This is a genomic window from Pseudooctadecabacter sp. (genome assembly GCF_965657175.1).
Classification (GTDB): Bacteria; Pseudomonadota; Alphaproteobacteria; order Rhodobacterales; family Rhodobacteraceae; genus Octadecabacter.
Genome location: NZ_CBFHNH010000001.1, coordinates 170469 through 185072 on the forward strand (window position 1 = coordinate 170469; position 14604 = coordinate 185072).

A 14604-nucleotide genomic window follows, 5' to 3' on the forward strand; every position below is an offset into this window, starting at 1 on the left:
TTCAGGATTTTGTCACCCCTAGAAGTCGAGGTTTTCGACAGACAAAGCGTTCTGCTGGATAAACTCGCGGCGCGGTTCAACCACATCGCCCATCAGCTTGGTGAACAGGTCATCGGCTTCAGCCAAGTCTTCGACCTTGACCTGCAACAACGTCCGCGCATCGGGGTCCAACGTCGTTTCCCACAGCTGGTCGGGGTTCATTTCGCCCAATCCTTTGTAGCGCTGCAGGGACAGGCCACGTTCGCCTTCTTCCAAAATCGCTTTCAGCAGATCAAGCGGGCCGTAAATGTTCTGCACCCTGTCCTTGCGGATCAGCGTGGCAGGCTGGGAATAGACGTCCTGCAGATGTTGGGTGAAGGACCCTGACTTGCGCGCCTCTCCGGACCGCAACATCGGACCGTCCAGCGTGCGGACTTCTTCGACGCCGCGAAGGATGCGGGTCAGGCGGATGCCTTTGTCTTGCGTAATCCGACCCTGCCAGCCGCGCTCCCATTCCAGCGCGATCAGGTCCAGACGGGCAGCAACGCGGTCCGCCACGCCTTGCAGATCACTGTCCACCGCACCAGCCACAAACGCGCCGGCAATGGCCGCCTGTTCGAGGATGTGACGAGGGTAGTGGGTCGGGAAGGCATCAAGCACACGCTTCAGCCGGCCAGCTTCGTCGACGACACGGCGCAGGTCGGCGCCGGTGATTTCTTCGCCGTTGCCCTGCCGCAGCATCGCACCTTCGACGCCCTGTTCGGTCAGGTAATTGTCCATGGCGGCCTGATCTTTCAGGTACACCTCGGACTTGCCACGGCTGACTTTGTACAGCGGCGGCTGCGCAATAAACAGGTGCCCGCGTTCGATCAGTTCCGGCATCTGACGGAAGAAGAACGTCAGAAGCAACGTGCGGATGTGTGCGCCATCCACGTCGGCGTCGGTCATGATGACGATCTTGTGGTAGCGCAGTTTGTCGATGTTGAATTCATCGCGGCCAATGCCGGTGCCCAGCGCCATAACAAGGTTACCGATCTCTTGGCTGCCCAACATCCGGTCAAACCGCGCGCGTTCGACATTCAGGATTTTACCTTTCAGCGGCAAGATCGCCTGCGTGGACCGGTCACGGCCCGTCTGGGCAGATCCACCGGCGCTGTCACCCTCGACAAGGAAGACTTCGGTCTTGGACGGATCTTTTTCTGAGCAGTCTTTCAATTTCCCTGCGAGGAAATTCACATCCATCGCAGTTTTGCGGCGGGTCAACTCGCGCGCCTTGCGGGCGGCCTCACGGGCGTGGGCGGCCTCGATGATCTTGCCCACGACTTCACGCGCGATGGCGGGGTTTTCCTCAAACCACTCGGCCAGCTTTTCGTTCATGAGGGATTCCACAGCAGGGCGGACCTCGGAACTCACCAGTTTGTCTTTGGTCTGGGAGGAGAATTTTGGATCGGGCACTTTGACCGACAGCACGCAGGTGAGACCCTCACGCGCGTCATCGCCCGTAAAGCTGACCTTTTCCTTTTTCGCGATGCCCGACGACTGCGCGTAGTTGTTGATGGTGCGGGTCAGGGCCGCGCGGAAACCGGCCATGTGGGTACCGCCATCGCGCTGTGGGATATTGTTGGTAAACGGCAGCACCATTTCGTTGTAGCTATCGTTCCACCACATGGCGACTTCGACGCCGATGTCGTCCTTTTCACCAACCACATAAATTGGTTCGGGGATCATCGCGGTTTTGCTGCGATCAAGGTATTTGACGAATTCCTTAACGCCACCTTCATAATACAACTCAGACCGCAGATGTTCGGCGGGGCGTTCGTCCTCGACAATAATCCGAGCGCCTGAGTTCAGGAACGCCAGTTCGCGCAAACGCTTTTCAAGCGTATCGAAGGAGTAATCGCGGTTCGAGAATGTCTCAAGCGAGGCCATGAAGCGCACTTCGGTGCCTGTGCGATCGCCGCATTCGGCCACGACCTCAAGATGTTTGACGGTATCGCCCCGTTCAAACCGGGCGATGTGTTCCTTTCCATCACGCCAAATCCGCAATTCAAGCCAATCTGACAGCGCGTTCACAACGGACACACCCACCCCGTGCAGACCGCCAGAGACCTTATAGGAATTGCTGTCGAATTTACCGCCCGCATGAAGCTGGGTCATGATGACCTCAGCGGCAGAGACGCCTTCTTCTTCGTGGATGCCCACCGGAATACCGCGCCCGTTGTCGCTGACAGAAACGGACCCGTCGGCGTGGATTTTGACGTTCACAGCATCGGCGTGTCCGGCCAATGCCTCATCAATCCCGTTGTCGACGACTTCGTAGACCATATGGTGCAAACCGGAGCCATCATCCGTGTCGCCAATATACATGCCCGGACGCTTTCGCACAGCCTCTAGGCCCTTGAGAACCTTGATGGAATCTGCGCCGTATTCTTCTGGTTGCTGCTGCTCGTCGGCCATGTCGGACCCTTTGTGTTTTGTTCGCTATTTTATAGCGATTTTACAAAGGATTGTCACGCAGATGGGGCACATTTTGTGGGGTTACGTCAGAGGAATAACAAGGCCCACACAGATCATCAAAATACCTGCCGTGATGTTCATCCGACGGACGGATGTGGGGGAGGTGAGAAGACGTCGAACCCGGTCAATCATAGCCGCCATAGCAAGGTTGCCCACCAATGGAACGAGCGCCGACATGGACGCCACAGCGATGATATCCGCCGTGGTGAAAGCACCCAGATCGAAGAAGCCGGGCAACATGCCCATGTAGAACAGGATGGCCTTCGGATTGCCGAGGATCACCGCCAACCCTGCCACAAATCCAGCCCAGACACCGGGCCGGGTCAGACGGCTGTCAGCTTTGCTCAGGTCTTTGTCTGCAGATTTCAGGATGAGGTAGCCCATCAAAATGAACGTGGCGCAGGCCACCCACTTCAAGGCCTGCAAAGTGCCCGGATATTGATCGACGACCCAGGCCATACCCAGAACCGCAAAAAGCGACCACAGGACATCCCCGATGACCACCCCCATCGTTAACGGCCAAGCGGCGGCAAACCCACCGGACAGCGCGCGCGCAATCAGACCGACCCACACCGGGCCTGGTGTCAGGAACAAAATGGCAAGGGCACCCGCATAAAGCGCCAATTCGGTGGGTGTGATCGTCATGATTGGACCGTCTGTGAAATGCCGTCTGTATCAGTCACTTCCACGGTTTGGGCACGAGCACCTAGCTCCGCGAAAAGTTCAGGCCCCGTGCCTGTCATGAATGCCTGTGTGTGCAGCGCTGTGATTTCGTCATAGAGCGCGGCCCGTCTGCCCGCGTCAAGGTGGGCCGCAACCTCATCCAACAGCAAAATCGGGGCCGCACCAAAATCATCGCGCAGCGCGCGGGCATTGGCGAGGATGAGCGAGATCAGCAGTGCCTTTTGTTCTCCGGTTGAACAATCCTTGGCCGGCACGCCCTTAGCAGCAAAGACGGCACCTAAATCAGACCTGTGCGGCCCTACAAGCGTGCGCCCCGCACGCATGTCAACCGGGCGGGAGGCCGCAAAGGCGCCCGCAAGGGCGTCACTGTCCGCGGGGTCATCACAGCCATCGGCAGTCAGATGCGTAAGGGTCGCCGTCGGGAAAGCCGTCTCAGAAGCGTCCTGTGCCTCCGCGAGACGGGTCAGAGTGTGGGTGCGGTTGGAATGTATCTTGGCACCGGCCTCAGACATTTGACGCTCCAGTGCGGTATACCAATGGGCGTCCCGGACCATGTCTTTCAGCAAACGGTTCCGTTCGCGCATAGCCTTGTCATAGGCCAAAACGGCCTCGGCGTGGGTGGGTTCAAAACTCAACGTGGCACGGTCGAGGAAACGGCGGCGCCCTTCGGCGCCTTCGATCCACAGACGATCCATCGCAGGGATCAACCACAAGACACGGGCGATTTTGCCCAAGGCTGTCTGTGGCGCGGATTTGCCGTCAATCTTAGTCTGTCGCGACGCCCCGCCCTCTGACCACGTTTCAACCTCATGGTGCTGGTTGAGGGACGTCAGATCTGCTGTGATTTTCCATCCCAAGGCCTCTGGCCTGCGGGTCATGTCCTCCGATGAGGCACGCCGCAGTCCCCGACCGGGGGACAGAATAGAAACCGCTTCTAGAATATTGGTCTTGCCCGCACCATTAGGCCCGTGGATGGCAACAGGACGGCCATCAAGATCAAGGGCTGCCCGTTTGTGGGACCGGTAATGCGACAATGTAAGTCGAGACAAAAACAGCGCTGTCATTGCAGTGCCCCGCCCTGTTCATCTGACCCAAAAAACTCCCGCCGGTGGCAGAACAAAATTCCGGAATTTTGTTCGTCCCGCCAAAATTCCGGAATTCGGGTCACACGCGCATGGGCATCACGACATAAACGGCGGAGGTGTCGTTGCCTTCACGCATCAATGTCGGATCACCCGAAGAGTTGAACATAAAGACTGCATTCTCGCGATCCACTTGAGACGCGATTTCCAGCAGGTACTTAGCGTTAAACCCGATTTCCAACCGCTCGTCCCCATAGGCAACAGCAAGTTCTTCTTCCGCCGCACCGCTGTCTGGCGCGTTGACGGACAACACAAGGCGGTCTTCGTCCAACTGCAGCTTAACCGCGCGGGACCGCTCCGACGACACTGTCGCCACACGGTCCACAGCCTTGGCAAATTCGGATGCATCCACCTCAAGCTTACGGGTATTCCCCTGCGGGATGACACGGGTGTAGTCTGGGAAGGTACCATCGATGACCTTGGAGGTCAGCGTGATGTCAGGGGTCGCGAAACGAATCTTGGTCTCGGACACGGACACCGCGATTTTCATATCGTCGTCGTCCAACAATTTGCGCAGCTCACCCACGGTTTTGCGCGGCACGATCACGCCAGCCATATCTTCTGCGCCCATGGGCAATTCCGCGTCAATTCGGGCCAGGCGGTGACCGTCAGTGGCCACACAGCGCAGCACTTTGCCGCCGTCCGCTTCTGAGACGTGCATGTAAACGCCGTTCAGATAGTAGCGGGTTTCTTCGGTTGAGATTGCAAATTTGGACTTGTCAAAGAGGCGGCGCAGCACTGGCGCAGGTGCAGAAAAGTTGGCGGCATAGTCGGAGGACGCCATCACTGGGAAGTCCTCTTTCGGCAATGTCGCAAGCGAGAAGTTCGACCGGCCCGCTTCAATCGTCAGACGACCAGAAGCGCTGTCTTCAGTCAATGTGACCAAAGCGCCGTCCGGCAGCTTCCGTACGATTTCGTTCAATGTCACCGCCGACACCGTCGTGGCACCGGCCCGTTCGACCTGTGCAGGTGCCTTGTCCACGACTTCGATGTCGAGGTCCGTGGCACGGAAAGTCGCGTCGCTGCCTTCGGCTTCGATCAAGACGTTGGCGAGGATCGGGATGGTGTTGCGGCGTTCGACGACCGACTGGGCTTGCGCCACGGCCTTAAGCAGTGTTGCGCGTTCAATGCTGAGTTTCATGGCCCTGTCTCCGTCAATCATGCCCGTGGTGTCGGGACGCTGAAATTAGCGGTTTTTGCCCCGTCCACAAGGGTTTTGTGGACGGATCACAGGGTTTGCACAAGGGCTGGCGGTGCTTAATCTTCGAGCGCGCGGCGCAGGAGTTCCAGATCATCCGCGATCTGGCTGTCGGACTGGCGCAATTCGTCGATTTTGCGCACGCCGTGCATGATGGTTGTGTGGTCGCGTTTGCCGAATTTGCGCCCGATTTCGGGAAGGCTGCGCGTGGTCAGTTGTTTGCACAGCCACATGGCCATCTGACGTGGACGAGCAAGTGTGCGGGTCCGTTTGGGGCCAAGCATGTCGCTGAGGCGGATGTCGTAATGTTCAGACACCTTACGCTGGATTTCCTCAATCGTCAGCTTGCGATCAGATGCCCGCAGGATGTCCGACAGACAATCCTGTGCCATCTCAACCGTCACAGTCCGCCCGACAAGCGACGCCAGCGCATAGAGCCGGTTCAACGCGCCTTCAAGAACGCGGACGTTGCTGGAGATACGATGTGCGAGGAATTCCAGCACGCCGGGGGCAATGTCCACGCCCGGATAGATGCTATGATAGGTTTCTTGTTTGGCATGCAGGATGCCAAGACGCAGTTCGAAATCTGTGGGGTGCAGGTCAACCACCAGACCACACTGCAGACGGGATTTGATCCGCTCAGACAGATCCCGAATTTCACCGGGTGCACGATCCGCCGAAATGATCAGCTGTTTGTTTTGATCTACCAGCGCGTTGAAGGTGTGAAAGAATTCCTCTTGCGTGGATTCTTTGCCTTCCAAGAACTGGATATCATCGACCATCAACACGTCCACGGACCGGAAGTGCTGTTTGAAATCCATCATCTTCCGGTCCCGCAAGGCGGAAATAAACCGATAGATGAACTGATCGGCAGAGATGTAGAGGACGTTCAAATCAGGGCGTTTTTCGCCAAGTTCGTGGGCTATGGCATGCATCAGGTGGGTTTTGCCCAGACCGACGCCGCCATAAAGAAACAGCGGGTTGAACGTCGTGGGGCCGCCTTCGGCCACGCGTTTTGCGGCAGCATGGGCCAGCTCATTCGGTTTGCCGACGACAAAGGTGTCGAAGGTAAAACGCTGGTCCGGTTGGGCGTCGGTGTTCGCAACAGATTTGGGTGCGGCGGCAGTTGGGGCGGCGGGTTTGACGGCGTTGGCCGGTTTGGACGCGACAGTGTCGAAGGCCAAACGTTGCACGGACAGGCCCTGACGGTTCAGGTGGTAGACGATCTGATCGCCGTAGGTCTTGCTGACGTAGTCACCATGAAACGGGCTGGGCGCGCCGAGGTGGGCCACACCTTGGTCCGCAGTCATGAGAGACAAAGGCTCAATCCAGCTTTTATAATTGCCTGCACCAATGGCCGACCGCATGTCCGCCTTTACCTGTTCCCAGTGCACTTGTGTCATGTCTTCCCCGTCTGTCCCAAACTACGATTGTGGCTGCCACCACGTTGATGCGGATCGTTTGGTTCCCGAGGACGAAAGTCACTGTTCGCCGCACGAAGATGTGCGGCGGCAGGCCTTTCAGACCGTTGCGTAAAGCCACTGCTGGGTTGGGGTCATACTCCCCTCACCATTGGCGGCATCGCAGACAACATGGTCACATAAAATCGACAAAGCTCCCACACTCTGTCGATTCATGGTATCGCAAATCAGCCTTATTTCTAAGGCTCAGACCGTTTGTTTGCCGATGCAAACTGTCCCAACGCTCTGCTTTGCTTTCCCACGCTCCCCCAGGAACGAAAATGAATCGCTTGGTGAGATTAGCCCCGCGTATGAGACGATTTCAACAGCAAGGTTGGCCTTGACATGGAAAGGCCTGAAACGAATCTGGCGGGCCTTTGAATCTCAAGGAAAAGTCGTTTTCGGCGATGGCAAAAATGAGACTCCTGAACGCAAAAGGCGGCCCCAAAGGACCGCCTTTTAAGTTGTTAACCAAAGAATCGGGCGCAATCACGTGTCGCCCAATATTCAGTCGATGGCTTAGCCGATCGCTTTGACGCGCGCCACGAGGCGGGACATTTTGCGGGCAGCGGTGTTCTTGTGGAAGACGCCTTTGGACACGCCGCGCATCAGTTCGGGCTGAACAGCACGGACAGCAGCAGCGGCTGCGTCTTTGTCGCCAGAGGCGATCGCCTCTTCTGCTTTGCGCAGGTATGTGCGGATGCGCGAACGGCGGGCTTTGTTGATTTCAAAACGGCGCTCATTCTGGCGGGCGCGCTTCTTGGCTTGTGGTGAATTGGCCATGTCAGTCTCTTTTCGGTTTGTACGTCAAAATTTCAGTAACGCACGCAACCCACCGGCAGACCGCAACCGGGATTGATTCGAGCCTTGAGCGGGCATCACGCGCATTTCAGCGCCGCGTATAGGCGACACGGCGGGGTTTGGCAAACCCCTACTTGTCGCGGAACTGCGGTTCGCGTTTTTCCACATAGGATGCCATGCCTTCAGCCTGATCCTCAGTCGCGAAGAGAGACTGGAACAAGCGGCGTTCGTAGTTGATGCCTTCGGCCAGCGTTGTTTCATAGGACCGGTTCACCGCGTCCTTGACCGCCATAGAAGCCAGCAGGGACTTTTCAGCAATCCGCTGAGCGGCGCCCATGGCTTCGTCCTTGAGTTTTTTGGCCGGGACCACGCGGCTTACAAGACCAGAGACTTCGGCCTCTGCTGCGTCCATGAAACGGCCGGTCAGATGCATATCCATGGATTTGGATTTGCCCACAAAGCGGGTCAGACGTTGTGTGCCACCGATGCCAGCGATCACGCCAAGGTTGATTTCAGGTTGGCCAAATTTGGCCGTGTCCGCAGCGATGATGAAGTCGCACATCATAGCCAATTCGCACCCTCCACCCAGCGCGTAGCCCGCGACGGCGGCGATGATCGGCTTGCGCACGCGCAAAAAGCGGTCGGAATCCTCACCGAAAAAGTTTTGCCGGTACATGTCGACGAAGGACTTGTCCGCCATTTCCTTAATGTCGGCCCCTGCGGCGAATGCCTTTTCCGACCCTGTCAGAACGATGCAGCGCACTTTGTCTGACGCGTCAGCCTCGGCCACCGCCGTTGACAACTCCTCCATCAGTTTGGAGTTCAGTGCATTAAGCGCGTCAGGGCGATTGAGGGTGATCAGGGCGACATCGTCCGAGATATCGACTGTGATGGTTTCATAGGCCATTTGGGAGGCTCCCGTTGAGGACATGAGCCGCTACGAATACCCCAAGTGGCGCGGCGATCAAGCTATCTTTGGCATTTTGGGCAGTAGAATGTGGACCGGCCCGACTGCACAATACGGGCGATGGTGCTGGTGCAACCGGGGGTCTGGCAGGGCTGGCCATCGCGGTCGTAGGCTTGAAACGCGTGCTGGAAATACCCCAGTTCGCCGTCGGCCTGCCGATAGTCGCGCAAGGAAGATCCGCCTGCAGCAATTGCCTCTGCCAGAACATCGCGGACGATGGGTACAATACGGGCCACGCGGGATTTGGATAAAGCACCCGCCTTGCGCTTGGGGTTGATGCGAGCGCGGTGCAGGACCTCACACACGTAGATATTGCCCAAGCCCGCAACGATGCGCTGATCCAGAAGCGCGGTTTTGATGGGGGTGTTTTTACTGGCCAATTTGGCGGTCAGGTAGTCTTCGTTAAACCCATTGCCCAAGGGTTCAGGCCCGATGGTATTGATGAGCCAGTGGTCTTCAAGCGCGTCAGTTACGGCCAAATCCATGGCACCGAAGCGGCGCGGGTCGTTGAACGTGATGCGCGCGCCATTGCCCATGTGAAAGACGACATGATCGTGCTTTTCGGGCGCGGGGTGGTCATGGTGGAACTGCCCTAATGGGTCGCCCGACACGGTCATGCGGCCAGACATCCCGAGGTGAATGATCAGCGTTTCGCCCGTGTCTAGATCGGCCAGCACGTATTTGGACCGCCGCCGGAGCGCCGTAACCTTGGCACCTGTCAGGCGGTCCGCCATATTGTCGGGGAAGGGCCAGCGCAGGTCGGGTCGGTTGACCTCGGCCTTTGCAATAACCTGCCCTTCCATTGAAGGGGCCAGTCCGCGACGCACGGTTTCGACCTCTGGTAATTCAGGCATCCCGCATCCCCGCGCTGATTTGGCCGTTTGTATCTGAAGGCGGCACGCTATATCTGCCATGTGAACTGCGCAAGGTGCCCGTGAAATGAGCGACGACAAGACAACCCATTTTGGTTTCGAAACCGTACCCGAGGGCGAAAAGGCCGGATTGGTTCAGGGCGTGTTTTCCAGTGTGGCCAGCAAATACGACGTCATGAACGACGCGATGTCGCTTGGCATCCACCGGCTGTGGAAAGACGCGATGATGGATTGGCTGGCCCCGCGTCCGGGCCAGCGATTGCTGGATGTGGCCGGTGGCACGGGCGATATCTCATTCCGGTTCTTGAAACGGGCCGGGTCCGGGCATGCGACGGTACTGGATTTGACCGAACCGATGTTGATCGAAGGCCGAAAACGGGCTGAGGCCGAACGGTTGGAGGCATCTTTGGACTGGGTCGTGGGCGACGCGATGGCCCTGCCCTTTGAGGATAACACCTTCGACGTCTACACCATCAGCTTCGGCATCCGAAACGTGACGCGCCCACAGGAAGCGTTGAATGAAGCCTACCGCGTTTTAAAACCTGGCGGACGTTTGATGGTGCTGGAATTCAGCCAGATCCCCAACGACATGCTTCAAAAGATGTATGACCTTTATTCCTTCAACGCCATTCCGGTGATGGGGCAGGTCATTACGGGGGATCGCGACAGCTATCAGTATTTGGTGGAATCGATCCGCAAGTTCCCCGATCAGGACACCTTCCTTGGCATGGTCCGCACGGCGGGTTTCGACAACGCCAAGTATCGCAACCTAAGCCTTGGGATTGCGTGTTTGCATTCCGGTTGGAAGCTCTGACATGCGGGGGCCGCACAATATCATCCGTCTGATCCGGACCGGCGCCACGTTGGAACGCACGGGCGCGATGAAGGTGATTATGGATGCGGTCGAGGCACCGGCGACAGTGCGAATGGTCATGCGGGGGCTGGTCTGGCCGTTCCAATGGCTGGGGCTAAAGGGCGATCCAAAACAACCGCCCGTGACGCGGGCGTTGCAAGCGCTGGGCCCCGCCTACATCAAATTCGGGCAAATCCTGTCGACGCGGCCCGATGTGGTTGGCAATGATCTGGCGCTGCAATTGCGGGTTTTGCAGGACAAATTGCCGCCCTTCCCTGTGGATATCGCCAAGGCGGAGGTTGAACGGGAGTTGGGCCAGCCTCTGGATCAGATGTTTTCCGAGTTTTCGGAGCCTGTCGCCGCAGCCTCCATCGCGCAGGTGCACAAAGCACGGCTGGCCGATGACGGGTCCTTTGTGGCTGTCAAAGTGTTGCGTCCGGGTATTGAGAAGGCCTTTCAAAAGGACATTGACGCCTTTTACTTGGCCGCATCCGTCGTGGATATGGTGTCGCCGTCGTCAAGGCGGCTCCGGCCTGTCGATGTGATCGAACACTTCGAAGGGGTCGTACTGAGCGAACTTGATCTGCGTTTGGAAAGTGCATCGGCCTCTGAGTTTGCGGACAACACCAAGGACGATGCCGGGTTTTCTTTGCCCATGGTCAACTGGTCCCTGTCCGGGCGGCGGGTGATGACGCTGGATTGGGTCGACGGCATCAACGCGGCCGATGTCGAGGCGATTGAGGCTGCGGGGCATGACCGGACAGAGCTGTCCCGCCGCGTCTTGCAGCTGTTTTTGAACCACGCCCTCCGAGACGGCTATTTTCATGGCGACATGCACCATGGCAACCTGAAGATCGCGGAAAACGGGGACATCGTGGCCTATGATTTCGGGATCATGGGGCATTTGGATGAATACACACGTCGAGTGTATGCGGAGATTTTGTTCGGGTTTATCCGGCGCGATTACAAACGCGTAGCAGAGGTTCATTTCGAAGCAGGCTACGTTCCAGCCGATCGCGACGTCGATGAATTCGCCCGCGCACTGCGTGCGGTGGGCGAGCCGATTTTCGGGATGAACGCTGAGAAAATCTCAATGGCGCGATTGTTGTCCTACCTGTTCGAAGTGACCGAACGGTTTGGGATGCAAACCCGGACCGAATTGATTTTGCTTCAGCGGACCATGGTCGTCGTCGAAGGCGTGGCACGGACGTTTGATCATCGCATGAACATCTGGGATGCCGCGAAACCGGTGGTGGAGACCTACATCAAAGACAGCATCGGCCCGCGGGCCGCTGTCGAAGACTTGGTGAAGACCGCGCGGGTCTTGGCAAGGTTCGGGCCGCGTTTGCCTGCCCTCGCCGAAGCCGCTTTGATCCGTCTGGGCGATGATCCCGCCCCTGCCCCGCGCAGGTCCTATTGGCCTACCTTAGGCTGGATCAGTCTGGGCGCCGGTTTGACGGCTGCTGTGATTGCCCTGATCGACGTGTTGAGCTGACGTCACTCCCGCAGGGCAGATACATCCGATGCCAGCACGGCAACGTCCCCTTGCAGAACCAAAATGGCCTGTCCGTTCTCACTGCGGACTTCTTGAACGCGGGCATAGACGTCCGCCGTTTCGTTTATCAAAACCTCACCATTGGACGAGCTGACCACGCGGAATTCATAAATTCCGTTGGGATAGGGCGTGCCATCGTCTGATGTGCCAGCCCATTCGATCGGATCGGCAGAAACAGGAATCTCCGACCTTTCGACTTCATTTCCGTCTTCATCCAAAACGACCAATTCCACAGTATCTGCAGCGACGGCCGGGTTTGGTGCGATCGTGATTGGGCTACCATCAAAATAGGCAGGCATGGGTGAGCGCGCTTCTTTGCCGACCCAATCCGCCATTTGCGCCATGCCCGTGGTGTTCATTTGCATCATGAGGGCGTTAAGCAGATCGTTTGTCAGGACTTGTTGTTCAACACCCGAAAACGTCGCCAGTTGCATGGCATATTCCGCCGAGTCTGTGGGATCGAGAGGGTCCTGATTTTCCATCTGGACCGTCAACATTTTCAAGAACGTCTCAAAATCGGAGCTGATGACAGCTTCGGATGTTTCTGCCTGCGGCGCGAACGACGGCAGCGACGCTGCGTTGGGTTGGGTCAGTTCCATTTTCTGTCCTTGTCAAAGTTTCAAATCAAGTCCGCCTGAGGCGGTTCTTGATCGATGCTGAACGGCAGGCGCTACAGCCGTCTCACCCTCAGAATGCAGACCTTCGGTAGAGGTCTGCTCGCTCTGATCGGTGGTACGGCCTTCGCGCCCCTCAAATGAGAAAGAGGGATTGTCATAGCCCATGGAGGCGAATTCCTGCATCAGGCTGTCGATATTGCGCCGCAAAAGGTCCGTCGTTTCAGGTCTTTCCGCCACGATATTCACAACAAGCCCCGCATCACTGGTGGTCAGCGAAATACGAACAAAACCCAGCTCCTCCGGGTTGAGGACGATCTGTGTACTGGCAGCGGATGATTGGGCAACCGAGGCCGCAATTTGCTGCGCAACGATGTGCGCCGCGACGCGGGGGATCGAGATTTGGGGCGATGCGATACCATTCGCCGATGACGAATGGCTTGCAATCAGGCCAATGTCGTCTGTTAAAGGATCACCTTTCGTCCCATGAACGGAAAAATCTTCAATCGTGTCCGAAAGCAACGGGCCAAAGGATGCGCCCGCGTAAGGCGTCGCGGCGGGCAAACCGGCAGACAGAACGGACGCTGGGGAAGATAGTTGTGATGCCCGCGCTGGGGTATCCATCATCCTCGAAATCGGCCGCATGATCGAAGTGCAGCGCGCTTATGAACTTGGCCAAAGCTTTATGGACAAAGAAGACGAACGCATCAGAGGCGCGATCCGCGCCCTTGGCAAATAACCTAAAGGAGGCATTCCTATGCGTGCCCTTAGAATTGCGGCTGCCGGTATGGCGGCCCAACAAACGCGGGTTGAGGTGATCTCAAACAACCTCGCGAATATGAGCACGACAGGCTACAACGCCCGACGCGCCGAATTTGCGGACCTGCACTATCAACAACTTCAACGACCGGGCACCATTAATGCCTCGGACGGGACGGTCCTGCCAACCGGTGTCCAACTTGGCCTTGGGGTCCGCCCGTCTTCGGTTTCGATAATGTTAAGCCAAGGGTCATTGGCGGCCACGGGTGGTGATTTGGACGTCGCGATCGAAGGAAACGGCTACCTCGAGGTTACGCTGCCAGACGGTCGCGCCGCCTATACGCGGGATGGCTCGCTGAAACTGACGGGCGATGGGTTGATCGTCACGTCAGATGGCTACCCGGTGGTGCCCGATATCACCATCCCTCAAGACACACGGTCCATTTCGATCAATGCCGAGGGGGAGGTCTATGCCTTCTTCCGAGACCAGATTGAACCGCAACTGTTGGGTCAGTTCAATCTGTCCGGTTTCACAAACGCGAAGGGGCTTGAAGCGATCGGTTCGAACCTGTTTCTGGAAACGCCCGCATCTGGCCCATCTGTGGCCACCACACCCGGTCAGGATGGACTGGGGGTGTTGCGACAAGGATATCTGGAGGACAGCTCCGTCGATCCGGTTCAGGAAATCACCGACCTTATCAAGGCCCAACGTGGGTATGAACTGAATTCAAAAGTGATTTCCGCCGCAGATCAGATGATGGGATCCATGGTGCAGATCCGATGATACGTTTGGCCCTTTTGATGTGCTGTGCAGGTAGCTTCGTCAGCGCGGAAACTTTGATCGCGGCGCGCACCATACCAGCCCGAACCATCCTTGCGCCCGAAGATATCTTGATCCGCGATGTCTCTGTGGCAGGTGGCATAGCGGACCCAGCTTTGGCCATTGGTCAGGAGGCACGGGTCGCGCTTTATGCCGGTCGCCCGATCCGATCTGCCGATTTGGCCACCCCTGCGATTGTGGAAAGGAACCAGATTATTCAGATCATCTACCGCCAAGGCGGGATCGTCATTTCCACGGAAGGCCGCGCCTTAGATCGGGCCGGACCGGGCGACTGGATACGAGTGATGAACCTGTCTTCTCGCGCCACCATCACCGCACAAATCCACGAAAGCGGCGTTGCCCTTGTCAGTCAGTAGGAGCCC

General features: G+C 57.6%; 15 protein-coding genes. 5 read left to right on the forward strand and 10 right to left on the reverse strand.

Features of this window, described 5'->3' with window-relative positions; genetic code table 11:
* Nucleotides 1–18: 18 nt before the first annotated feature.
* The 8 genes from gyrB to mutM form a co-directional block, all read right to left on the reverse strand.
* Nucleotides 19–2436, reverse strand: coding sequence for a DNA topoisomerase (ATP-hydrolyzing) subunit B (gene gyrB, locus ACTG36_RS00825; protein ID WP_375279445.1), 2418 nt, complete (start codon nt 2434–2436; stop codon nt 19–21).
* Nucleotides 2437–2517: 81 nt separating this feature from the next.
* Nucleotides 2518–3141 carry a LysE family translocator gene (locus ACTG36_RS00830; RefSeq protein WP_375279446.1) on the reverse strand — a complete coding sequence of 208 codons (624 nt, stop codon included), beginning with the start codon at nt 3139–3141 and terminating at the stop codon, nt 2518–2520.
* Complete coding sequence (gene recF, locus ACTG36_RS00835; protein WP_375279447.1) at nt 3138–4244, reverse strand: DNA replication/repair protein RecF; 1107 nt, start codon at nt 4242–4244, stop codon at nt 3138–3140. Before recF ends, ACTG36_RS00830 begins: the two co-directional genes overlap by 4 nt.
* Nucleotides 4245–4344: 100 nt before the next feature.
* Nucleotides 4345–5463 (reverse strand): DNA polymerase III subunit beta, encoded by a 1119-nt coding sequence (gene dnaN / locus ACTG36_RS00840; protein WP_375279448.1) that lies wholly within the window; start codon nt 5461–5463, stop codon nt 4345–4347.
* A 116-nt stretch (nt 5464–5579) separates the two neighbouring features.
* Complete coding sequence (gene dnaA, locus ACTG36_RS00845) at nt 5580–6923, reverse strand: chromosomal replication initiator protein DnaA (RefSeq protein WP_375279449.1); 1344 nt, start codon at nt 6921–6923, stop codon at nt 5580–5582.
* Between the two features lie 576 nt (nt 6924–7499).
* Nucleotides 7500–7763, reverse strand: a complete 264-nt coding sequence (gene rpsT, locus ACTG36_RS00850; RefSeq protein ID WP_296418191.1) for a 30S ribosomal protein S20 — start codon at nt 7761–7763, stop codon at nt 7500–7502.
* A 148-nt stretch (nt 7764–7911) separates the two neighbouring features.
* Nucleotides 7912–8688 (reverse strand): enoyl-CoA hydratase, encoded by a 777-nt coding sequence (locus ACTG36_RS00855; RefSeq protein WP_375279450.1) that lies wholly within the window; start codon nt 8686–8688, stop codon nt 7912–7914.
* A gap of 62 nt (nt 8689–8750) precedes the next feature.
* Nucleotides 8751–9602, reverse strand: a complete 852-nt coding sequence (gene mutM / locus ACTG36_RS00860) for a bifunctional DNA-formamidopyrimidine glycosylase/DNA-(apurinic or apyrimidinic site) lyase (RefSeq protein WP_375279451.1) — start codon at nt 9600–9602, stop codon at nt 8751–8753.
* A gap of 85 nt (nt 9603–9687) precedes the next feature.
* Between mutM and ubiE the strand changes: the two genes are divergently transcribed.
* Nucleotides 9688–10434 (forward strand): bifunctional demethylmenaquinone methyltransferase/2-methoxy-6-polyprenyl-1,4-benzoquinol methylase UbiE, encoded by a 747-nt coding sequence (ubiE, locus tag ACTG36_RS00865; protein WP_375279452.1) that lies wholly within the window; start codon nt 9688–9690, stop codon nt 10432–10434.
* Nucleotide 10435: 1 nt separating this feature from the next.
* Entirely contained in the window at nt 10436–11968 is a 1533-nt protein-coding gene (ubiB, locus tag ACTG36_RS00870; RefSeq protein WP_375279453.1) for a 2-polyprenylphenol 6-hydroxylase, read from the forward strand.
* A gap of 2 nt (nt 11969–11970) precedes the next feature.
* On the opposite strand, the gene ACTG36_RS00875 is transcribed toward ubiB, so the two are convergent.
* Together ACTG36_RS00875 and fliK are read right to left on the reverse strand one after the other, a co-directional pair.
* Nucleotides 11971–12627: a flagellar hook capping FlgD N-terminal domain-containing protein gene (locus tag ACTG36_RS00875; protein WP_375279454.1), complete on the reverse strand. Its 657-nt coding sequence runs from the start codon at nt 12625–12627 to the stop codon at nt 11971–11973.
* A 12-nt stretch (nt 12628–12639) separates the two neighbouring features.
* On the reverse strand, nt 12640–13287 hold the full coding sequence (fliK, locus tag ACTG36_RS00880; RefSeq protein WP_439141214.1) for a flagellar hook-length control protein FliK: 648 nt from the start codon (nt 13285–13287) through the stop codon (nt 12640–12642).
* On the opposite strand from fliK, the gene ACTG36_RS00885 reads away from it, so the two are divergent.
* Genes ACTG36_RS00885 through flgA form a run of 3 tightly spaced genes read left to right on the forward strand, consistent with a single transcriptional unit; the run spans nt 13286 to nt 14598 of the window.
* Nucleotides 13286–13381: a hypothetical protein gene (locus ACTG36_RS00885; protein WP_375279456.1), complete on the forward strand. Its 96-nt coding sequence runs from the start codon at nt 13286–13288 to the stop codon at nt 13379–13381. The two genes, fliK and ACTG36_RS00885, sit on opposite strands and share 2 nt — an antisense overlap.
* 18 nt (nt 13382–13399) lie before the next feature.
* Entirely contained in the window at nt 13400–14185 is a 786-nt protein-coding gene (gene flgG / locus ACTG36_RS00890; RefSeq protein ID WP_375279457.1) for a flagellar basal-body rod protein FlgG, read from the forward strand.
* The gene (flgA, locus tag ACTG36_RS00895) at nt 14182–14598 is read left to right on the forward strand and encodes a flagellar basal body P-ring formation chaperone FlgA (protein WP_375279458.1); all 417 of its coding nucleotides are present in this window, start codon (nt 14182–14184) and stop codon (nt 14596–14598) included. The genes flgG and flgA overlap by 4 nt, the downstream gene beginning before the upstream one ends.
* Nucleotides 14599–14604 lie beyond the last annotated feature (6 nt).

Coding starts and splice junctions, on each gene's coding strand:
- dnaA (WP_375279449.1), bottom strand. CDS start 6,923: ATGACACAAGTGCACTGGGAACAGGTAAAGGCGGACATGCGGTCGGCC.
- rpsT (WP_296418191.1), bottom strand. CDS start 7,763: ATGGCCAATTCACCACAAGCCAAGAAGCGCGCCCGCCAGAATGAGCGC.
- ubiE (WP_375279452.1), top strand. CDS start 9,688: ATGAGCGACGACAAGACAACCCATTTTGGTTTCGAAACCGTACCCGAG.
- fliK (WP_439141214.1), bottom strand. CDS start 13,287: ATGCGGCCGATTTCGAGGATGATGGATACCCCAGCGCGGGCATCACAA.
- flgA (WP_375279458.1), top strand. CDS start 14,182: ATGATACGTTTGGCCCTTTTGATGTGCTGTGCAGGTAGCTTCGTCAGC.
- dnaN (WP_375279448.1), bottom strand. CDS start 5,463: ATGAAACTCAGCATTGAACGCGCAACACTGCTTAAGGCCGTGGCGCAA.
- gyrB (WP_375279445.1), bottom strand. CDS start 2,436: ATGGCCGACGAGCAGCAGCAACCAGAAGAATACGGCGCAGATTCCATC.
- ACTG36_RS00875 (WP_375279454.1), bottom strand. CDS start 12,627: ATGGAACTGACCCAACCCAACGCAGCGTCGCTGCCGTCGTTCGCGCCG.
- ACTG36_RS00855 (WP_375279450.1), bottom strand. CDS start 8,688: ATGGCCTATGAAACCATCACAGTCGATATCTCGGACGATGTCGCCCTG.
- mutM (WP_375279451.1), bottom strand. CDS start 9,602: ATGCCTGAATTACCAGAGGTCGAAACCGTGCGTCGCGGACTGGCCCCT.
- recF (WP_375279447.1), bottom strand. CDS start 4,244: ATGACAGCGCTGTTTTTGTCTCGACTTACATTGTCGCATTACCGGTCC.
- ACTG36_RS00885 (WP_375279456.1), top strand. CDS start 13,286: ATGATCGAAGTGCAGCGCGCTTATGAACTTGGCCAAAGCTTTATGGAC.
- ubiB (WP_375279453.1), top strand. CDS start 10,436: ATGCGGGGGCCGCACAATATCATCCGTCTGATCCGGACCGGCGCCACG.
- flgG (WP_375279457.1), top strand. CDS start 13,400: ATGCGTGCCCTTAGAATTGCGGCTGCCGGTATGGCGGCCCAACAAACG.
- ACTG36_RS00830 (WP_375279446.1), bottom strand. CDS start 3,141: ATGACGATCACACCCACCGAATTGGCGCTTTATGCGGGTGCCCTTGCC.